This is a genomic window from Phytohabitans houttuyneae (genome assembly GCF_011764425.1).
In the GTDB taxonomy this organism is placed as follows: Bacteria; Actinomycetota; Actinomycetes; order Mycobacteriales; family Micromonosporaceae; genus Phytohabitans; species Phytohabitans houttuyneae.
The window spans coordinates 4469904-4490182 of record NZ_BLPF01000001.1 but is presented as its reverse complement, the minus strand read 5'-3'; the positions used below and the strand labels follow the sequence as shown (position 1 = coordinate 4490182).

Here is a 20279-nt window from a genome sequence, read left to right as displayed (position 1 = left end):
CTAGACGTACGAACCGGGCTCGCTCGGCGCGGACACCACGCTCGGGTCTTCGCCCTCGCCGCCCGGCCGGACGAGCTGGACCTTGACCTCGTGCGCGCGCAGCGCGCCCGAAGCGATCTGCTCGGCCCAGTGGCAGGCCACCTTGGTGCCACCCACGTCGCGCAGCACCGGCCGCTCGTCGGCGCACCGGGTCGGCTGCGCCCACGGGCAGCGGGTGTGGAAGCGGCACCCGGCGGGCGGGTTGGCCGGCGACGGCAGGTCGCCGGCGAGCAGGATCCGCTCGCGCCGGTCTTCGATCTCGGGGTCGGGCACCGGCACGGCCGACATGAGCGCCCGCGTGTACGGGTGCAGCGGCTCGCGGTACAGCCTGTCGCTCGGTGCCTCTTCGACAAGCGCGCCCAGGTACATCACGCCGACGACGTCCGAGATGTGGCGCACCACCGCGAGGTCGTGCGCGATCACCAGGTACGTGAGGCCGAGCTCGTCCTGCAGCTCGTCGAGCAGGTTGATGACCTGGGCCTGGATCGACACGTCGAGCGCGGAGACCGGCTCGTCGGCCACGATCAGCTCCGGCCCGAGCACCAGCGCGCGAGCGATGCCGATGCGCTGCCGCTGCCCGCCGGAAAACTCGTGCGGGTAGCGGGAGAGCGCCCAGTGCGGCAGCCCGACCGCGTCCAGCGTCTTGTTGATGATCTGGCGGCGCTCGGTGCGGCCGGCGCCGATGCGGTGCGCGGCCAGGCCTTCGGTGAGGATGGACTCGACGTTCTGCCGGGGGTCCAGGCTCGACATCGGGTCCTGGAAGATCATCTGCATCCGCCGGCGCATGCCGCGCATCTTGTTCGGTGCGAGCCTGGTCAGCTCGACGCCGTCGAAGCGCACCTCGCCCGAGGTCGGCTTGGTGAGCTGCAGGATCGCCCGGCCGAGCGTGGACTTGCCGCAGCCCGACTCGCCCACCAGGCCGTACGTCTGGCCGCGCGGGACGGTCAGGTCCACCCCGTCGACCGCCTTGACGTGGCCGATCACCCGGTCGAAGAGCACGCCGGTCGTGATCGGGAAGTGCACCTTGATGTCGCGCACCTCGACGAGCGCGTCGGACGCCTGCGCGGGCCGCACCGGCGCCACCTGAACCTGCTCTGTCATGCCCGGCTCTCCTCTGGCTGCGGGAGGGGGTACGGGTTTACGCACCTGAACTCGTGCCCGGTGTGGGTGGGCGTCATCGCCGGCGCCTCGCCCACGCAGGCGTCGACCCTGCGTGAGCAGCGCGGGGCGAACGCGCACCCTTCCGTCCACGGCAGCACGTCCCGCACCGACCCGGGGATCGGCGTGAGCTTTTCGCCGCGCCCCACGTCGAGCCGCGGGATCGAGCCGAGCAGACCCACCGTGTACGGGTGGCGCCGCCCGGCGAACAGCTCCTTGCGGCGGGCGGTCTCGACCACCTTGCCGGCGTAGAGCACGTTGATCGTGTCGCACATGCCCGCGACCACGCCGAGGTCATGCGTGATCATGATGAGCGCGGTGCCCGAGTCGCGTACCAACTCCTTAAGCAGCTCCAGGATCTGGGCCTGGATGGTCACGTCGAGCGCCGTGGTGGGCTCGTCCGCGATGAGCAGGCGTGGCCGGCAGGCCACGGCCATCGCGATCAGCGCGCGCTGCCGCATGCCGCCGGAGAGCTGGTGCGGGTACTCCTTCAGCCGCCGCTTCGGGTCGGGGATCCCGACCCGGTCGAGCAGCTCCGCCGCCTCCTTGCGGGCCGCGTCACGGCTCATGTTGCGGTGGCGGACCAGCACCTCGGTCACCTGGACGCCGATCGGCACCACGGGGTTGAGCGAGGAGAGCGGGTCCTGGAAGATCATCGCCACGTCGCGGCCGCGCACGTCACGCAGTGCCCGCAGGTCGAGCTTGAGCAGGTCGGTGCCGTCGAAGCTGGCGACCCCGCCGACCTGGACACCGCGCTGGCGGGGCAGCAGCCCCATCAGCGCGAGCGAGGTCACACTCTTGCCGCAGCCGGACTCGCCGACAAGGCCGACCACCTCGCCGGCCTCCACGCTGAACGAGACGCCGTCGACCGCACGCACGGTGCGCTGCCCGCGCCGGGCGAACGTGACCGACAGGTCCTGCACGTCCAAGAGAGCCATGCCCGTCACCTCCGCAGCTTCGGATCGAGAGCCTCGCGCATCGCCTCGCCGAGGAGCGTGAAGCCCAGCGCCGTGACGATGATGCCCACGGCTGGATAGATCGCCAACCCGGGCCGGACGTCGAGGTAGACCTGCGCGTCGGCCAGCATCAGGCCCCACTCGGGCTGGGTGGAGTCGGGGTTGCCGAGGCCGAGGAACGACAGCGCGGCCACCTCGATGATGGCCGTGGCGAGCGTGAGGGTCGCCTGGACGATCACCGGCGCGAGCGAGTTCGGGATGATGTGGTTCATCGCGATCTTCGTGTTGCCCACGCCGAGCGAGCTGGCCGCCAGCACGTAGTCGCGGTTGGCCTGCGCGATCATCGAGCCGCGCAGCAGGCGGGCGAAGATCGGTACCGACACCATGCCGACCGCGATCATGACGGTGACCAGGCTGGGCCCGAGCAGCGCCGCCACGCTCACCGCGAGCAGCAGGCTCGGCAGCGACAGCAGCATGTCGACGATGCGCATCAGGGAGCTGTCGACGAGCCGACCCCACCGTCCACCGAGCCCGGCGGCGGCACCGGCGACGCCGCCGATCAACACGCCGATCGTCAGGCCGATGAGTGTGGAGACGATGCCCACGATCAGGGTCTGCCGCGCGCCCACGATCAGCCGGCTGAACTCGTCGCGCCCCTGGTGGTCGTATCCGAGCCAGTGCTCGCCCGAGCTGCCCGGGATCGAACCCGGCTTGATCACGCCCTCGCGGATGCCCGACTGGTCGACCGGGTCGTACGGCACGAGGAACGGGCCGACGACGGCGACCAGCACGAAGATGACCAGGATCGCGGCGCCGATGATGGCCGAGGGGTTGCGCCGCAGCCGGCGCATCGCCTCCCGCCAGAGGCTGACGCCCTGCTCGTCGTCGCGTACGGCGGACAGCTCGGCGAGCCGGTCCAGCTTTTCCTTCTTTTTGCCGGGAGCAAGTGTCATCGGACCCTCACCCTCGGGTCGATCAGGCTGTACGAGATGTCGACCAGCAGGTTAACCAGCGCGAAGATCACCGCAATGATCATGATGAAGCCCATCAGCACCGGGTAGTCCAGGTTGCTGATCGAGTCTTTGATGAACGCGCCGATCCCGCTGAAGGCGAACACCGTCTCGGTGAGCACCGCGCCGGACAGCAGCAGGCCGGTCAGCAGGCCGATCGACGTGGCCACCGGCAGCATCGCGTTGCGCAGCACGTGGCGGCGGCGCACGGTGCGCTCGGTCAGGCCCTTCGCCTCGGCGGTGCGCACGAAGTCTTCGCCGAGCACCTCGAGCACGCTCGCCCGGGTGATGCGCACGATGATCGCGAGCGGGATGCTGGCCAGCGCGACGCCGGGCAGGATCAGGTGCCAGATCGCGTCGCCGGCCGCGTCCCACTCGCGGGTCAGCAGGCCGTCGAGCACGAAGAAGTTTGTGATGTGGGTGGCCTCGATCGTGGGGTCCTGCCGCCCGATCGTCGGAAACCAGCCGAGGTTTTCCGCGAAGATCGCCTTCAGCACGTACGCCAGGAAGAAGATCGGGATGCAGGTGCCGAGCAACGAGCCGCCCACCGAGGCCTGGTCGAGAAACGAACCGCGGCGCCGGGCGGCGAGGTAGCCGAGCGGGATGCCCAGGCCGATCGCGATGATCATGGCGGTGATGGTCAGCTCGACCGTGCCGGGAAAGCGCTGGAGGAACTCGGTCGTCACCTCGCGCTTGGTGGAGATCGACGTGCCCAGGTCGAGCTGGACGAGCCGCTTCACGAAGCGGCCGTACTGGATCCAGATGGACTCGTTGAGCCCCAGACTTTCGCGGATCGCGGCGCGCGACTCGGGCGTGCCGCGCTCACCGAGGAGCGCGGTCTCCGGGCCGCCCGGCAGGCGGTGAAGCCAGATGAACAGCAGGATCGAGAGGCCGAACAGCGTGGGTACCAGCTGCAGCAGCCGTCTGACGATGAATCGGAACACAGGCGCCTCGGCGGTTGTAGAGGGCCGCGCGGGCGGGCACCTGGTGAGTGCCCGCCCACGCGTTCCTATCTATATGTTTCAGGACTTGAACTCGGCGGTGGCGTACCGCTCATCAGTAAGCGGGCTGGCCTTGACGCCGGTCACGTCCTTACCGAGGACAAGGGCGGGAGGCGAGTGGGAGATCGGAACGCCGGGCAGGAAGTTCATGATGTCGGCGTTGAGCTCCTTGTAGAGCGCGTAGCGCGCGGTCGCGTCGGCGGTGCTGTCAGCCTGCGCGAACTTGTCGAATAGGGCCTTGTTGTTGAAGCCCCACTCGTCCTTCGGCCGGCTGAAGAACGTGCCGATGAAGTTGTAGCCGTCACCGTAGTCACCGGTCCAGCCCAGCAGGTGCAGGTCGTGCTTGTTGCCGGAGGTGGTGGCGTTGAGGTAGTCCGGCGTCCACTTCAGCGGGATGCCCTCCACTTTGATGCCCGCGGCCTGCAGGTCGGCCGAGAGCAGCTCGTAGATGTCCTTCGGGTTCGGCATGTACGGCCGGGTGACCTCGGTCGGGTAGTGGAAGCGCAGCGTCAGGTTGGACGCGCCCGCCTCGGCCAGCAACTGCTTGGCCTTCTCCACGTTGTAGTCGTACTTGGTCACACCGTCGTTCCAGCCTTCCACCGTGGAAGGCAGGAACTGCGTGGCCACCTCGGCGCCCGGCGGCAGCTTGGAGTCGACAAGGGCCTTGCGGTTCAGCGCGTACGCAATCGCCTGGCGCACCTTGATGTCCGCGAGCTTCGGGTTGCCCTTCTGGTTGATGGCCAGGTAGAGGATGTTGAACGCCGGCCGGGTCAGCACGTTGAAGCCCTCACCCTTGAGCGGCTCGACGTCGGCCGGACCCACCAGGTCGTACCCCTGGATGTCGCCGGAACGCAGCGCCTGCTTGCGCGCGTTTTCGTCGGAGATCGTGCGGAAGACGAGGGTCTTCAGCTTGGCCTTGTCGCCCCAGTAGTCGTCGTTGCGCTCGATCGTCAGCGTCTTGTCCGCGACGTTCCACGACTTGAACTTGAACGGGCCGGTGCCGGTCGGGTGCTCCATCGCGTACGACGGGTACTTGATGTCGTCGGCGGTGCCGCTGATGTTGCTCGCGTCGAACTCCTGCAGCGCCTTCGGGCTGTGGATGGAGAACGAGGGCAGCATCAGGGCGGCCGGGATCTTGCTGGACACCGCCGTGAACGCGAGGTCGACCGTCGTGGCGTCCTTGACGGTGCACGACTTGAAGAGGCTCGGCGGGAGGTCGGGGTTTTCGTTCTTGGCGAAGCCCCCATCACGTCCTGCCAGTACGCCGTCACGTCCGCGCTCTGCATCAGGCCGGTCGCGTTGTACCACCGGTTGAAGTTGACGCAGACGGCCTCGCCGTTGAACTCCGTACCGTCGTGGAACTTCACGCCGGACCGGAGCTTGAAGGTCCAGACCGTGCCGGTGGCGTCCGGCGTCCAGCTCTCGGCCAGACCGGGCGTGACCTTGGTGCCACCCTCTTCGGGCCGGACCAGCGTCTCGAAAACCTGCCGGGCGACACGCAGCGACTCACCGTCGCTGGCGAGGCTGGGGTCGAGCACCTTGGGATCTCCGGCGGTGCCGAAGACCAGGGTGTCTTTGGTGCTCTGGCCAGAGCCCTCATTGTCGCGATCGCTCTCGGCACAGCCGGCTACCGCGAGGGCCGCAGCCGCAACGACCGCGATAGCGGCCTTGGGCCTTGCTGCACGCATGGTGCTTCACCTCGTCCTTGGGGTACGGACATACGCGGTGACGGGGGTCACCGATGGGCGCGACACTAGCGGGCAGTCTCAGCAGTCGGAAACTGGGCGATAAGGGGTTGGTACCGGATCGTGTCCTTGCGGCCACAGTCGACACGTGGAAGATCCACACGCTGTAGGCAAACGGACCATTTGTCCCGAGTTTGTCGATGCCAACTTGTTACATCGTCGGGATGCTCCAAATGCGAGGGTGTCAGACCGCGCGGCGCCCCTCGAACGCCCTTCCCAGGGTGATCTCGTCCGCGTATTCGAGGTCACCGCCGACCGGAAGGCCACTCGCGAGGCGGGTCACCGCGATGCCCATCGGCTTGACCATCAGCGCGAGGTAAGTAGCGGTCGCCTCACCCTCCGTATTCGGATCGGTGGCGAGGATGAGCTCCTTGATCTCGCCGCTGCTCAGCCGCGCCATCAGCTCGCGAATGCGCAGGTTGTCCGGCCCGATCCCTTCGAGTGGATTGATCGCCCCGCCGAGCACGTGGTACCGCCCGCGGAACTCACCCGTCCGCTCGATCGCCACCACGTCCTTGGGCTCCTCGACAACGCAGAGGACCTCGTCGGTGCGGCGGGGGTCGCGGCAGATCCGGCACTGCTCCGACTCGGCCACGTTGTAGCAGGTCGTGCAGAAGCGCACGAGCTCCTTGACCTTCCGCAACGCGGTGGCGAGCCGGGTGACGTCCGCCGGGTCGGCGGAGAGGACATGGAACGCGATCCGCTGTGCACTCTTCGGACCCACGCCGGGGAGCCGGCCCAGCTCGTCGATCAGGTCCTGGATAGCGCCTTCGTACATGCTGTCCTGTTCTTAGAAACCAGGCAGGCCGAGGCCGCCCATCCCACCCGTGACCGGGCCCATCTTCTGCTCGGTCAGCTTGCGCACCGCGTCGTTGGCACTGTGGAGGGCCGCGAGCACCAGGTCTTCGAGCGTCTCCACGTCGTCGGGATCGACCGCCTTGGGATCGATCTTCACCGACTTGACCTCGCCGGAGCCGGCGATCGTGACGGTCACCAGACCACCGCCGGCCGTGCCGGTCACCTCGGTCTCAGCCAGCTCCGCCTGTGCTTCGGCGAGCTGCTGCTGCATCTTCTGCGCCTGCTTCATGAGCTGCTGCAGGTTGGGCTGTCCGCCGGGACGCATCGCCGTCTCCTTGTGTGTCGATTCCGTGTCAGCCTAGACCTCGCCGATCTTTTCGGCGCCGAAGGTCTGCTGCAACAACTGCATTGCCTGCTGCTCGCTGCTCTGCCGCGCCGTGCGCTCGTCGACCACGTCGTCGGTCGGCTCGTCGCCGGGGTCGAAACCCTCGTACGCGGCCGCCGCGGGGGCGCGCTCGCCGGGGCGGCATTCGACCGCGGGCCGTCGTAGTCCGGGTCGAAGGGAGGCTCACCCGCCCAGGTGGCGTCGGCCGCGGGAGCAGCAGATTGGGTACGGGCGCCACGTCCAGCCGCGGCGGCGCGAGCCGCCGCGAGTCCGTTGGACTCGGGACGTGCCGCCGGTGGCGCCTCCGGCGCGTTGCCGTTTTTCGCCTCCGGTGCCGGCTGGCTCGGGGCGGCGCCACCCGGCCGGGCGGGCTCGGGCCAGTCTTCGGTCTGCACCGGCTTTGCTTCCGGTGCCGCCTTCTTCTCCGGGGCGGGGGCGGGCCGGCAGCCGGTCGTGCGGCCTGGGCGGCGGGCGCGGGTCGCTGGTCGCCGGCGACCTCGCAGCGCAGCTCGAAGCGGGCGCCGAGCACCTCGTAGATGGCGTCGCTGAGGACGCTGGTCTCCTTGGACATCATCCCCGCGAGCGCCGCGGACTGGAACGTCAACACCAGCGCGTCACCCTCAAGGTCGCGCACCGTCGCGTTGCGCGCGAGAGCGGCGATCCGCTTCTTGCGGCTGTTGACCATGTTGAGGATCTCGTCCCACGCGCGCCGCACGCCGGTGACGTCGAGCTGCGGCGGCAGGCTGCTGCCCGGCCGCTCCGGCTCGGGTGTGGCCGGGTCGTCCATGACCGCCTGCGGTGGCGGCTTGACCTCTGGCTCTCTAGGTGCGGGTGGCTGGGCCGCCGCCGTTTCGGCCCTGTGCTGGACCACTTGCGTTTGCTGGCCTGCCTGCGTTTCAGACCCGTGCTGGCCTGCTTGCGTTTCGGACCTGTGCTGGGTCGCCGCCGCGGTCTCGGGGCTGTGCTGCGCTGCTTGCGTTTCGGGCTTGTGCTGGGCCGCTGTCGCGTCGGGCTTGTGCTGGGCCGCTGTGTCCGGCTTGTGCCGGGGCGTCGGCGTGGGTGCCGTGGGCTGCGGCCTTGCCGCCGGCCGCGCGTCTTCCTCCTGGACGGCGCTGCCCGCGATGGCAAACCGCCGCTCCACCCGCTCCAGCCGCTGCAGCAGGTCTTCGGTCGCCTCGGCGCCCGGCAGCAGCATGCGGGCCGTGATCAGCTCCAGCAACAGCCGCGGCGCGGTGGTGCCGCGCATCTCCACGAGTCCGTTGTGGACGATGTCGGCGCACCGCGACAGCGTCGCCGGCCCGAGCCGCGCCGACTGCGCCACCATCCGCTCGACCTGGTCGCTCGGCCCGTCGATCAAGCCCTTGGTCGCGGCGTCGGGCACCTGCTGCAACACGATCAGGTCACGCAGCCGCTCCAGCAGGTCGGACGCGAACCGCCGCGGGTCGTGCCCCGCCTCCGCGACCCGGTTGATCGTCGAATACGCCGCGGCGCCATCCCCCGCCGCCAGCGCGTCGCACATCTCGTCGATCAGGGCCACGTCGGTCACGCCGAGGAGCGCGACCGCCCGCGCATACGTCACGCCCTCCGCCCCGGCGCCGGCGATCAGCTGGTCCAGCACCGAGAGCGTGTCGCGGGCGCTGCCCCCACCCGCCCGAACCACCAGCGGGAACACCGCCGACTCGACCTTGACGCCCTCGGCCGCGCAGAGCTGCTCAAGGTATGGCCGCAGCACCCCCGGCGGCATCAGCCGGAAGGGATAGTGGTGCGTACGCGACTTGATCGTGCCGAGCACCTTTTCCGGCTCGGTCGTGGCGAAGATGAACTTGACGTAGTCCGGCGGCTCCTCGACAAGCTTGAGCAGCGCGTTGAACCCCGCCGACGAGACCATGTGCGCCTCGTCGATCACGTAGATCTTGTATCGACTCGTCGCCGGTGCGAAGAATGCCCGCTCCCGCAGCTCGCGCGCGTCGTCGACACCACCGTGGCTGGCCGCGTCGATCTCGATAACGTCGATCGAGCCGGCCCCGTCGGCGGCCAGCGACTTGCAGGAGTCGCACTGGCCGCACGGCTCCGGTGTCGGCCCCTGCGCGCAGTTGAGCGAGCGGGCGAGGATCCGGGCGCTGGAGGTCTTGCCACACCCGCGCGGGCCGGAGAAGAGGTAGGCGTGGTGCAGGCGCCCGCTGCGCAGCGCCTGCGACAGCGGCTCGGTGACGTGCTCCTGCCCGATGACCTCGGCAAACGTGCGGGGCCGGTACTTGCGGTAGAGCGCCAGTGCCACTCTCGCCGCCTCCTCTCGACCGCGCCATTCTCCCCGCCGAGGGGTAGCTTGCCAGCGGGGTACGACACTCGCACGGGTGCTTCTCCGGCGGGTTTAGGCACCCGGAGCGCCGACCCGCCGCACGAAAAGGCCCCCGTGCACCCGTCAGAGCCCGCTTATCCTTGCTGCCTTCCGGCCCTGGGGAGGTTCACGGGGTGTACGCCGCACGAGGGGCGCCACCCACTCTACCGGGCGCGCCCACCAAGCCCGGGACCCGGGGCACGCGGTGCGCCGTGTGCCTGCTTCGTCCCGCCCGCCGGTATGCCTGTACTCTGTCCGGCGGAGGATTCGCCTAGAGGCCTAGGGCGCACGCTTGGAAAGCGTGTTGGGGGAAACCCCTCACGAGTTCGAATCTCGTATCCTCCGCCCTCGCGAAGGCCCGGTCGCCCCTGGTTGGCTGCCGGGCCTTTTGCTCACCACGACACTCGTACACATGTGCTATCCACAGCCTGTGGACGACCCCTGGGGACAGCTCGGCACCCGGACAGCGAAACGCCCGGCGATCGGGTGATCAGCCGGGCGTCTACGACCAAGAGCGGTGGCGGCGGGATTTGAACCCGCGGAGGGCTTGCACCCTCACACGCTTTCGAGGTCTGTGACCTACCGTTCGAGTCCGGTCGTCACCGGTTGCGACCTGCACCTATAGGCGTATCTGAATGCTTGTGAACGTCGCCAGACACCGGCGAACGAGACCACAATTGAGACCACGCCTGCAACGCTAGCGTTGCAGGCGTGCGACACTGTAGTCGTACTGACAACACGCGTGCGGTTTGACGCAGTGGGGTGGAGCCCCCGCCCAAGGCCCGTCAAGCAGAGGGCGGGAGACTCCAGATGGTGGCCTCACCTGTTATCTCAGGTGGGGCCACACCCTTTTACGAGGGTGACGACGAGCGCCACCCCATACGCAAGCACCTTGAGCACCAACGCCACCGCCTCCCCGACCTTGCGCCACCACGGGTCACCGCTAGGCGGAGGGTCGACCGGCTTGCTGCTCACGTCTTGCGCGGTCATCTGCGCTCCTCTCTACTGGAGATCATTTGCCCCCCGTGCACGTGGGGACAAAGAGAAAGATCTCCTTTGGGATCGAGCGCGCCGACCGCAGAATCACCATACGCGGCGTGACCGGACATGAAATATCTGGCACGCGCATGTGACGAGTCTGCGCCGAGGCAATCCACGAGGGGGCAAAAGTCGTCCACACCCGCTTCTACCAGGGAAAACAGCCGAACTTAGCGCGCCAACTTCGGCCTTTCCACCTAATCGACTGTTTGTACCCGCGTGCCCTTTATGGATGTATTGGCATGTACCCATATTCGCTGGCCATCCCGCGTATCCGGGCTAAACGCAGTCGACCCTCACTTAGGGTCCCAATCAACCGCAGCGATTGGCTTCAGCCCGTACTTGGCCGCCAACTCCGCATCACGTGTAACCGGTCTGACTATTACAGACAGTGGGTGGTTAGTTACGTTCTGTTCGATTGCGTCTTCTAAACGCCTAGCATTTCGTACCTAACGCGAACGAATGCCATCGTCAGTACCCCCGGCGAAAGGTAGTACTCGTGCGCATTGGAAGACGCCATATACGAATACCGGTCGTGCGCGAATCAGGACCGGCTGAAGCGTCGGCAGTGCGCCACAAGGGTTGGCGTGTGCATTGCAGCTCGCCGTAGCTGCTCGACTGCGGCATGGAGCCTTGCCGCCTCCTGGGGGCGGTCTGGCCACCACTCACCAAGCAGTGGTTGGACTGTCTCGATGGCTGCGAGGACCGCGGCCCCACCTTCCCCAGCGGGCTGGGCAGCCATTCGCGCCTCGACCTCCTCCACGAGCGCAGCCAGACCGCGTTCCCGGGCAACAAGCGACCGACCGGCGGACGATGTCCACGCTCGCGCCGCTGCCGCAACCTCACGCATCGCGTCAGCTATCCCCGCCCGGAGTTCCGCATCCGTCGTGGCGGCGAGTCGGCCCATGGAGGCTTCAGCCTTGTCCCGGTCGTACGCTTGTGCCATTACCGCAGGCTACGCCCTCTCCCGGCGGCAGCCGCTGTGCCGACGCACATCGATCGGTAAAGATAGGGATCATGGCCGATGGATCACGACCGTGGATCGTCCGCCGCCTGGTATGGGTGTTCCTGATAGCCGTCACCACGATGTGCCTGGTTGCCCCCGCAGCCGCGATCCTGGGATGGCTCTCGCCTGCGGCGGACACGAGTGCCACCTTCACCTACGGCGCCCTGACGACCGTCAGCCTCGCCACCGCCGGTATCGCTGTCCTTGCCTTAGTCGACTACCGGCCCTCACGCCACACCACCCTGGCTGCCCTTGCCGGCATCGCCGCGGTCGTGCTCTGTGGCGCTCCACTTGCCACTGCGTGGACGTTCGCGGTTGACCACGGGACGACCGGTGCCGAGTGTCCCGAGTGCGCGCTAACGACCTACTTCACAGCCGGGCCGCTCGGCGGATACGCCCGTGATGACCTCGCGTTCCGTCACCTACTCTGCCCCGACAACCGTGCTCGGCTGGCCACCCAAGCCCACGACATGGCCGCCACCCTTGCCGCCCTCACCACCGGACTGTTCAAGGTCGAGGCGCAGCCGGCAACAACCGAAGTTAACGGCCAACGCGCCACAGTGACCGCCAAAGCCGCGTTCACGTTCGCCGACACTGCCGACGCAGGCGCCACCCGAATAACCGTCATGACGACCCCATGGACCTTCAACCTCGTCAACGACGACGGCTGGCGCATCTGCGAGGTCACCGCCCCGACCTCTGCCAACAAGTCATCGCCTGCAACCGGACCGGCCTCCCCACGCCGGCCCCATCACCCACAACCACCGACCCCCGCCAACACCTACGCGAAATGCTCCCCTGCGGCCCCCGCGACCCATTCCCGCAGTACCACGACTGCCCGACTCCAACCGCAACCTAGCGGTGAACCCGTGCGAGTAACGGCGCCTACATCGCGCGACGTGGTGGACTCACGTCCTCGCGGCATCGAGCGCCGGAACGTCCGCAACTCGGATGAGCTGGCCTGCGCCAATGAAGCGGGTAGCGACGAGTAACCCGGCATCGTGTGCTGCCTGACCGGCGTGACTGGCCGACGCGTCTCGGATCAACCAGGGCGTTAGATTACGCTCGAAAGCGTCCACCGCTGTCTTAAGCACGCAACTCTCGGTCGCAATGCCGCAGACATACAGATCGGTCCACCCCCGCGCACGTACCAACTCCTCCCCTTCGGCGTTAAAGAGGCTATATATCGTCTTGTCAACGATCGCGTCTGCCCGGTTGGCGTATGGCTGAAGCGGTCCAACAATATCCGTCTGAGGCACGTCTCGCATTTGGGTCCAGTGAATCATCCGCTCGAACGGACTACCGGGTAGTTCATATACTTCGTGAATACGATCGGCCCGCCCGCTTCCTCCCATCGTGCCACGAGATCCACGATTACTGGGACGATTGGTGCTGAGGGCTCGCGAATGAACCCGTTCTGCACATCGACAACTACGAGCACGGCCGACTTCGGAACCATCAGGAATTTGCCCCTATCCCTCTTCAACTTCCCGAACTGTCTCAATCGCTTGGCTGAGATGGTTAGTGATTCCACTCGTGTCAAGAATAGCGGCCCGCATGGAGCGGTGCTGCCCGGTCTCTTGCGGACGCGGATTGACTAGACGTGACCGCATTGCACGCAAGAACCTCCAACCATATTCGGCTGGCATTGCTGGATCGCGACCATGCTCTACCTCCCCGTTGATGTGGGCACAGTAGGTCCACAGCGCTTGCGTGGCAAGCTCGGCGGCTACTACCTCCTCCTCTGTCAGGCATCGCTGTTCCGCAAGAGGGCAATAGACGACTCCAGACCAGGATGCGTAGCCAATCGATATACCCTTCACTCCAAAAGGCGCCATCTCGGGATGACTGAAGCCCTGATCCAAGAGCGATCGCTCTACTAGCTCGGCATGACCGAGAGCGTCAGCACTGTCAGCATTTCTGTCCAGCAGCACCTTCGGCATGCACAGGATGCGAAGCGCGGTGTCCAGCTTGTCACCCGACCACGCCGCTTGCTGAACCCAGTAAGCGCTCAATACGTAGGACGCTTCCGACTGAAAGGCGGGCAGGATGCGCCTGATCTCCGCTGTTGCCCAACCAAGGTTTTCGCGGTACGAGCGGTAGCGCCAGACCGAAAGCGTTGCGAGGCTAGCAGGTGACAACTCTTCAACGAGATGAAAGATCACAGCACCAAATGACCAGAGGTAAACCTTGCACTCACCGTACGGTGACGGGTAATCGCTGACTTGACAGTCGAGCCACTGACCTTCGGCCTGCCGCGGTGTCAATCGACACCTGACCGCCTCTACCGAATCTGCTCCGACGAACGCAGTAATGAACTTGTGGGAGCGAATTGTCGTTTCGCCATCAGAATTCGCCTCATGCTCCATGTAGCCGAACAACTCTTGTGGCGATGCATCGTAGGCCAGGCAGTACAGGCGGCGGTACGCCTCATCGCGAACCTGCGCCCGGCCCGTCTCGTGACGGTACAAGGCCTTTTCGAGCGATTCGAGATCCGGCGGGGCCGGAAGGTTCGCCTTCCAGATTCGGTGAAGCTCCCGGGCCGCTTTCCGTCTCGATGTCCACCCCCGCTGCTCACGCTTGCTAGTAAGCACGACGTTGGGACGGAGTCGCCCTTGTCCCCTGTCCGTGGACATGTCCGCTGTCCCCCTGCGTCCTTAGCTGTCGTCTGCCCCGCTGGCCATAGTTTGGCGATCCTCAATGCATGACCGATTCGCCGAACCTCGATCACCCGGCACGGGCGGTCCGTTTGGGGCCGGGTGACGCCGGAGGAACGCCGGCTTCCCGTGCCACCTTCCGGATGTACGCCCCGTGAACGGGGACAGCCGCTCGACCTCGGTCGGCCCGATGCCTGCGCGCAGCGCGGCGAGCACGGCATTGATCGTTTCCTGTCTCGCCTCCTCATGGGCGGTCTCCGTCCGGCGGTAGCGCCTCGTCGCCGCTGCAAGTACCTCTCGCGCATCACTCATAGACAGATCGTACCGCAACCCTCTTGCGCAACTCGGCTGCGTATCGCTAGTCTGTTGCGCAACAGAGTATCGCTGCTCGGTAGCGGTTACCTTGCTGGCTGGCAACCGGACCGGCGGAGCGGCTTCGGCTGCGACGTTCGATCCCCGGGACGCTCGCTGCGCACGTGATCATTGAAAACTCCACAGTGGACCGGGTGCAGGGAGATCCGTCTCCCTAATTGCTCCCGATGCGTGCAGCCTAGGGGTGGCGCGCGGGTGTCGGCCGTTGAAGTGTCCGGCCGCAAGACTTGTCCGCCCGCCCGCCCAACCAAGGGTTGCGAGCGACCTAGGTTCGCTCATTCGTCCCCTGTTCAGGGGGCCGTTCGACTTGCTCTGTGGGACACGGCGTCTCCCTGCGCCGTGTCCCGCTTCCACTTCCTTCGCAAGCCCTGTTGAGGAGACCTCCTATGGATGGGTTCGACGTTGGCGCCGCGGATGTGGAGCCGACTGCCGATGACCTCGCCGCGATCCAGGCTGAATGGTCATTGATCGAGGCTGGGATTGACCTGGTGGACGCCGAGGCGCGGATGGCCGCGGCGAACCCGCCGTGTGAGCTGGATTGGCAGGCTCTGCGTAGCGCTGAGGCGCGCGTGCAGCGGGCCATGACCGCGTTCTATGCCCGCCCCGCCGCGCGTCGGGCGGTGGCGTGATGGCCACTGTCGCCGCGATGTTGCGGGTAAGCCTGCCGGGTAACGCTGTGTGGCGCAGCTGCGAGACGTGCGGCCGTTTGGCCGCGCTGGCGCCGGACGCGGAGCACTGCCGCCCGCGCCGCAAGACTCGGCGGGTGTCGCGATGACCGCCCGCCGCCGTCCGTACCTGCTGGCGCGGTCCGGCCCGCTTGCCCGCCGCCTCGCTCCGGTCGCCGCCCTCGCTGGCCTCATCGCTTTGACTGTTCCCGGCCCGCTCGGTCTGGCCGCCGCCCTGGTGGCGATCGTGACCGGCGGCGTAGTGGCGGTGGCCGGTGCGCTCGACGTGCGGCGGTGGCTGCGCAGCCTGCGGCGGTAACGCTGTGGGCCGCATCCGCGCCGCGTTCCATGACCCGACCGGCGACCGGTACGGCATCCCTACCTACTGGTGGCGCGGCGCCCCCGCCGGCTACGCCACCCGCCGGCAACTACGCGACAAGGGCTTACGTCCTGGTGGTCAGCCGGTCGCCGCGCAGATCCTGTGGCGCGGCATCGGCGGTACCCGGACCGCGTACCTGTACCGGCTCGACCTCGCCGCCCCGAAACGCACCGCCACACCGGCCCAACGCGCCGCGCTCAATCGCGCGCTGCTGGCCCGCCGCACCTGCCCCGCATGTGCGCAGGTGCGCCCGTACTACATCCCCCGCTCGCTTGGTGAATGCCTCGACTGCGCAGGAGTTGCCTGATGACCGCCGCTACCCTCGCCCCGTCCGCCTACCCGCCCACCGTCGATGACCTGTTGCCCCGGGCACGCGACCTCGCTACCGCACTCGGTGAGGTCCCGTCCCGCAACCGGCTCAAGCGGGAGCTGCGGATCGGCTCTCCGAAAGCCGACACCCTGCGGGAGATCCTGACCGCCGAACTGGCCACCCCGCCCACCGTCGAGGCCACCCTCGCCCCAGCCGCCCCGCCGGCTGACCCGCCCGCGGTCGAGATTCCGCCCGCCGCCCCTGTGTCGGTGCTGGAAGGCAACCCCGTAGACCCGGGCGCGAACATCACCCCGAGACCCACCGTCGAGGTCGCCGGACCGACCCCGGTCACGGTCCGGCGTCCGGTGGCGTGGCCGGTACTGCTCCTGGCCTTGCCCGCGTTCGTGGCCATCTGGGCCGGCTGGGTCGAGCTGGGCAAGCTCACCGGGTTCGGCAAGGTCAACCTTCTGCCCGGTATCGCCAACGTGAGCGTCGACATCGCGATCACGCTGCCGATCGGCATGGAGACCTACGCCGCCTACGCGCTGTGGGTGTGGCTGTCCGGCCGTGCCCCGCCCCGGCGCGCCGCTTCGCCAAATGGTCTGCGATCGCCTCCCTGGCGATCGGTTCGGCTGGGCAGGTCACCTACCACCTGATGGCCGCCGCCGGCTGGACCTCCGCCCCCTGGCCCGTAACCGCCCTGGTCGCCTGCCTGCCCGTCGCCGTGCTCGGCATGGGCTGCGCCCTCGCCCACCTGCTGCACACCACCGACAGCAACGCCTAACCAGGAGGGACAGCCTGATGGCCCGCAAGCTCAGCGACGACGAGTCCGCCGCCGCGGCGGTAGGCGCCGCCCTGTTCGACGCGCTCAAACGCACCAAGCACGGACGCGAATTCCTGCGCACGACCGACCCCGGCACCCGCGGCAAGTTGGCATGGCTGCGCGACCTCAACCGACTCGGCCACGACCCCAACAGCAGGTAGATCCGCCCGGTGGCGCGGCCCAAAACGGCCTGGAAACCCTGCGCCGCGCCACCGGTCACCGTCACGAACCAGGAGGTTCGATCCGATGGCCAAACCTACCCCGCCACCCGCCTGTACCTGCAAGAACACCGGCCGGTGCGGCTACTGCGTGTCCGTCATTAACGCCGCTGTCGCCCGGGAGGGACGACCGCCGGCGCAACGCACCGGGATCGCCGCACTCGCCTCTCTGTCCAGAAAGGACGCTGCCTAGCCATGGGCAAGGACGACACTCCGCGCTGCCCGGTATGCGGCGCTCGAAACCCGTTCAGCACGCCCTGCCACGCCAAGCCGAGGAAGTGATGCCCCGTGACCAGCCCAAACGATGACCGTGACCGGTTTGACTGGCGGGCGGCTGAGGCTGACCTCGCTGCCGACGCCGACGTGGTAGACCTCGACGCCGCACGCTTGCGCCGCAGTCCCGGTGCTGCCGATGGTGGGCAGGGCAGCCACTTTGACCTGCCGTTGGATGAGCAGCCGTCGCCGGGTGGGGTGCTGGTTGACCCGCCGGTCAGTAAGAGCAGCCGGCAGGCACCGATCGTGCCGACCTGGTTGAGCGGCTGGCACAACCTGCGCCACGCCGCCAAGCACGCGGCGAAGGTGACTGGCTACCGGGCCGGTTTCCACGCGCTGCGTTCACCGTGGTACGCGGTTCAGGCTGGCTTTTGGGCCACGGTGGGCGTGTTTCGGCTGTCCGGGCGGCTGCTGCGCTGGTGGTGGGTCCTGGAACAGCACAGCCTGCGCCAGCACGCCGCGGACGCCAATGACCCGCAGATGTGGCTCAAGCTGCACCGGGAGGCCAAGTCCACCCGGGCGTGGCGGGCGTTCGTGCTCATCGCCGCCGCGGTCACGGTGCTGTGCGGTGGCCCGCTTGCTTACGCGCTCGCTCCATGGTGGACCGTCGTAATCGTTGTAGTAGCCGCGGTTGCTGGGCTTGCCCACATTGGACGCCCGGCGGATCGGCCGATCATCACCCCGGCGACGGTGGCGGGCAGGTTCCGGCGGATCAACCCGGACATCGTGCTGCGCGCCTACTACGCTGCCGGTCTAGGGCATCCGGACAAGCCGCATCAGCGAGTGGAGTTCGGCTCGACCATGGCGCGGGACGCGTCGGGTACCGGTTCGCAGGTGTCGATCGACCTGCCGTATGGCAAGACGTTCGATGACGCGGTGAAGGCCCGCGGCGCCATCGCGTCCGGTCTGGATGTGGCTATCTCGCAGGTGTTCATCACCCGCGACCCCACCAGCCACCGCCGGCACACGCTGTGGGTCGCCGACAAGGACCCCCTTGCGCAGGGTGCCGGGCGCACGCCGCTGCTGAAGTGCAAGCCGACCGACATCTGGCAGCCGGCCCCGTTCGGGCTGGATGAGCGCGGCAACAAGGTCTCGATAGAGCTGATGTGGAGTTCGATCCTGATCGGTGCGCAGCCGCGGCAGGGCAAGACGTTCGCCGCGCGCCTGTTGGCGCTGTACGCCGCGCTCGATCCGTATGTCAAGCTCACCGTGCTCGACGGTGGCGGCAAGCCGGACTGGCGCAAGTTCGCGCTGGTGGCTGACCGGTGCGCGTTCGGTCTGGCGATGACCCGCGACGGCGATCCAGCCGAGATCGTGTTGGAAGCGTTGCGGGAGATCAAAGCCGACGTGCAAGACCGGTATGAGCGGCTGTCGAAACTGCCGGTGGACGTGTGCCCGGAAGGGAAGCTGACCAGGGCAATCGCCCGGGACCCGAAGTACCGGATGCCGGTGCGGATGGTCGTGCTGGACGAGTTCCAGGAGTACTTCGACCTCGGCGAGATCTCCAAAGAGATCGCCGCGCTGTTCGTGTACCTGGTCAAGGTGGCACCCGCCGCGGGCGTGATGTTCGTGGACGCCACCCAACGGCCCAGCGGCATCGGCGCCGGGCAGGTCGCGCAGCAGTTCATCAGCTTCCGCGACAACCACCAGGTCAGGTTCAGCCTGCGTACCGGCTCCTGGCAGGTCTCCGACCTGGTGCTGGGATCCGGCGCCTACAGCGAGGGTTTCGACTCCTCAACCCTGCTGCCCTCCTACAAGGGCGTGGGCATCCTGCGCGGCGCGTCCGACGCCACCCCGACCGTCCGTACGTACCTCGCGGACGCCGACGACGCGGAAAAGATCCTCATCGCGGCGCGCAAGCTCCGCGAAGTCGCCGGCACGCTGACCGGCATGGCCGCAGGCGAGGACATCGCCCGCGCGTCCCGTGACGTGCTGGCCGACGTACGCGCCATGTTCGAGACCGGCGAGCGCGGCATGCAGTGGGAAGACCTCGCCGACCGGCTAGCCGGCAGGCTGCCCGAGCACTACGCCGACATCACCGCCGAGTCCATCTCCGCGCAGGTCCGCGCGTTCGGTGTACGCAGCGTAGATGTCAAGCGGTCCGGCAAGGCGCTCAAAGGCGCCAAGGTCGAGGACATCGACACCGCCATCGCCCGCCGGCAGACCGGCTGACCGGTCGCGCGCTGCCCGCGACCGGTCGCGTTGACGCGACTCGACCCGCGACCGCCCTGGTCAGCGCATACGGCCACCGGTCGCGGGTCGCGTCGCCACCCGCTCACATCCCGAAACCGGCTCACGGAGGACCGCTGTGCCCATCCTCGCCGCAACCGCAACCCCCACCCCATCCATGATCATGATTCTTTTGCTGGCCACGGCCGTTGTCACGCTCGGTTACGCGGTGACGTGTTGGCTGTGGCCGTTCAAACGCTGCCGCCGCTGCCACGGCACCGGTCGCAGGCGAGGTCCCATCCTGCGCATGTACCGGCTGTGCCGACGCTGCCACGGCGACGGGCTACGCCTGCGCATCGGACGCCGGATCGGCAACCACCTGCGCGAGCTACACCGGAACGCCCGATGAGCCTGTTCGACTTCAACCCCAACCACACCGCCTGGTGCGCCCGCGACCATCAATGCGGTACCGCGGGAGAGCATCGGGCCACACCGATCGGTGTAGACGTGCACGGCCACGGGCGGGGCAGCCTCACCCGTGTCCGCGATGCGGACGGACGCGAGTACGCCGAAATCCGCGTCCGTGTCGCGCTCTCACCCGTCGAGCCGTACGCCCACCGGCAACTCGGCACCCTACTGACCGGGCTACGCACCCTGCTGATCCGCACCGCCCGTGCCGGCTACCCCGCCCCTCCGTACAGCACACGCCGGGCGGCGTGATGGCCGTTAACCCGCGCGACCATCCACCGGACAGACGCACCCCGCGTCGGGTCCCGCAAGGCCAATGCCCGGCGGGCAGGCAGTGTGGCTGCTGTCCCGGACCGCTCGGTCACGGACACTTCATCCCCGGCGAGGACGGCAAACCCGGACGGCAGATCAACGACTGCCCCATGACCCATCCGCCCCGCGACCGCCAATGCCGCCCGCCATACCCAAGCG

General features: G+C 67.8%; 17 protein-coding genes, 2 tRNA genes, 1 other RNA gene and 3 pseudogenes. 10 read left to right on the top strand and 13 right to left on the bottom strand.

What is annotated here, in order from left to right; genetic code table 11:
• From Phou_RS20750 to ffs, 9 genes and pseudogenes are all read right to left on the bottom strand, one after another.
• Complete coding sequence (locus tag Phou_RS20750; protein ID WP_173057530.1) at window positions 1-1140, bottom strand: ABC transporter ATP-binding protein; 1140 nt, start codon at window positions 1138-1140, stop codon at window positions 1-3.
• Complete coding sequence (locus tag Phou_RS20745) at window positions 1137-2135, bottom strand: ABC transporter ATP-binding protein (RefSeq protein WP_173057529.1); 999 nt, start codon at window positions 2133-2135, stop codon at window positions 1137-1139. The genes Phou_RS20750 and Phou_RS20745 overlap by 4 nt, the downstream gene beginning before the upstream one ends.
• Window positions 2136-2140: 5 nt before the next feature.
• Complete coding sequence (locus tag Phou_RS20740; protein ID WP_173057528.1) at window positions 2141-3106, bottom strand: ABC transporter permease; 966 nt, start codon at window positions 3104-3106, stop codon at window positions 2141-2143.
• Window positions 3103-4107, bottom strand: a complete 1005-nt coding sequence (locus Phou_RS20735; RefSeq protein WP_173057527.1) for an ABC transporter permease — start codon at window positions 4105-4107, stop codon at window positions 3103-3105. The genes Phou_RS20740 and Phou_RS20735 overlap by 4 nt, the downstream gene beginning before the upstream one ends.
• A 78-nt stretch (window positions 4108-4185) precedes the next feature.
• A pseudogene (locus tag Phou_RS20730) lies at window positions 4186-5852 on the bottom strand (ABC transporter substrate-binding protein).
• A 241-nt stretch (window positions 5853-6093) separates the two neighbouring features.
• Window positions 6094-6687, bottom strand: coding sequence for a recombination mediator RecR (gene recR, locus Phou_RS20725; RefSeq protein WP_173057526.1), 594 nt, complete (start codon window positions 6685-6687; stop codon window positions 6094-6096).
• Window positions 6688-6699: 12 nt separating this feature from the next.
• On the bottom strand, window positions 6700-7032 hold the full coding sequence (locus Phou_RS20720; RefSeq protein WP_173057525.1) for a YbaB/EbfC family nucleoid-associated protein: 333 nt from the start codon (window positions 7030-7032) through the stop codon (window positions 6700-6702).
• 33 nt (window positions 7033-7065) lie between these two features.
• Window positions 7066-9370: pseudogene (locus Phou_RS20715) on the bottom strand (DNA polymerase III subunit gamma and tau).
• Window positions 9371-9494: 124 nt separating this feature from the next.
• Window positions 9495-9585, bottom strand: an RNA gene (gene ffs, locus Phou_RS20710) — signal recognition particle sRNA small type.
• 105 nt (window positions 9586-9690) lie between these two features.
• Here ffs and Phou_RS20705 point away from each other — a divergent pair.
• A tRNA-Ser gene (locus Phou_RS20705) sits at window positions 9691-9775 on the top strand.
• Between the two features lie 173 nt (window positions 9776-9948).
• Here Phou_RS20705 and Phou_RS20700 read toward each other — a convergent pair.
• Together Phou_RS20700 and Phou_RS20695 are read right to left on the bottom strand one after the other, a co-directional pair.
• A tRNA-Ser gene (locus Phou_RS20700) sits at window positions 9949-10024 on the bottom strand.
• 237 nt (window positions 10025-10261) lie between these two features.
• Window positions 10262-10420, bottom strand: a complete 159-nt coding sequence (locus Phou_RS20695) for a hypothetical protein (RefSeq protein ID WP_173057524.1) — start codon at window positions 10418-10420, stop codon at window positions 10262-10264.
• Window positions 10421-11485: 1065 nt separating this feature from the next.
• Here Phou_RS20695 and Phou_RS20690 point away from each other — a divergent pair.
• Window positions 11486-12466, top strand: coding sequence for an Rv0361 family membrane protein (locus tag Phou_RS20690; protein WP_173057523.1), 981 nt, complete (start codon window positions 11486-11488; stop codon window positions 12464-12466).
• On the opposite strand, the gene Phou_RS20685 is transcribed toward Phou_RS20690, so the two are convergent.
• On the bottom strand, window positions 12383-12742 hold the full coding sequence (locus Phou_RS20685; RefSeq protein WP_308784488.1) for an isochorismatase family protein: 360 nt from the start codon (window positions 12740-12742) through the stop codon (window positions 12383-12385). The two genes, Phou_RS20690 and Phou_RS20685, sit on opposite strands and share 84 nt — an antisense overlap.
• 204 nt (window positions 12743-12946) lie before the next feature.
• Window positions 12947-14068, bottom strand: a complete 1122-nt coding sequence (locus Phou_RS20680) for a hypothetical protein (protein ID WP_246273641.1) — start codon at window positions 14066-14068, stop codon at window positions 12947-12949.
• An 821-nt stretch (window positions 14069-14889) separates the two neighbouring features.
• On the opposite strand from Phou_RS20680, the gene Phou_RS20675 reads away from it, so the two are divergent.
• The 8 genes and pseudogenes from Phou_RS20675 (at window position 14890) to Phou_RS20640 (ending at window position 20060) form a co-directional block, all read left to right on the top strand.
• The gene (locus tag Phou_RS20675; protein ID WP_173057522.1) at window positions 14890-15132 is read left to right on the top strand and encodes a DUF6284 family protein; all 243 of its coding nucleotides are present in this window, start codon (window positions 14890-14892) and stop codon (window positions 15130-15132) included.
• Window positions 15133-15274: 142 nt separating this feature from the next.
• Window positions 15275-15487: a hypothetical protein gene (locus tag Phou_RS20670; RefSeq protein ID WP_173057521.1), complete on the top strand. Its 213-nt coding sequence runs from the start codon at window positions 15275-15277 to the stop codon at window positions 15485-15487.
• Between the two features lie 4 nt (window positions 15488-15491).
• Window positions 15492-15854: an RRQRL motif-containing zinc-binding protein gene (locus Phou_RS20665; protein WP_173057520.1), complete on the top strand. Its 363-nt coding sequence runs from the start codon at window positions 15492-15494 to the stop codon at window positions 15852-15854.
• Window positions 15854-16641, top strand: a pseudogene (locus Phou_RS20660) (ABC transporter permease). Before Phou_RS20665 ends, Phou_RS20660 begins: the two are co-directional and overlap by 1 nt.
• Before the next feature lie 17 nt (window positions 16642-16658).
• Window positions 16659-16841 (top strand): hypothetical protein, encoded by a 183-nt coding sequence (locus tag Phou_RS20655; protein WP_173057519.1) that lies wholly within the window; start codon window positions 16659-16661, stop codon window positions 16839-16841.
• A gap of 345 nt (window positions 16842-17186) precedes the next feature.
• Complete coding sequence (locus Phou_RS20650; protein WP_173057518.1) at window positions 17187-19343, top strand: cell division protein FtsK; 2157 nt, start codon at window positions 17187-17189, stop codon at window positions 19341-19343.
• 136 nt (window positions 19344-19479) lie between these two features.
• The gene (locus Phou_RS20645; RefSeq protein WP_246273640.1) at window positions 19480-19749 is read left to right on the top strand and encodes a zinc finger-like domain-containing protein; all 270 of its coding nucleotides are present in this window, start codon (window positions 19480-19482) and stop codon (window positions 19747-19749) included.
• Window positions 19746-20060, top strand: a complete 315-nt coding sequence (locus tag Phou_RS20640; RefSeq protein WP_173057517.1) for a hypothetical protein — start codon at window positions 19746-19748, stop codon at window positions 20058-20060. Before Phou_RS20645 ends, Phou_RS20640 begins: the two co-directional genes overlap by 4 nt.
• The last annotated feature ends 219 nt before the right edge of the window (window positions 20061-20279 follow it).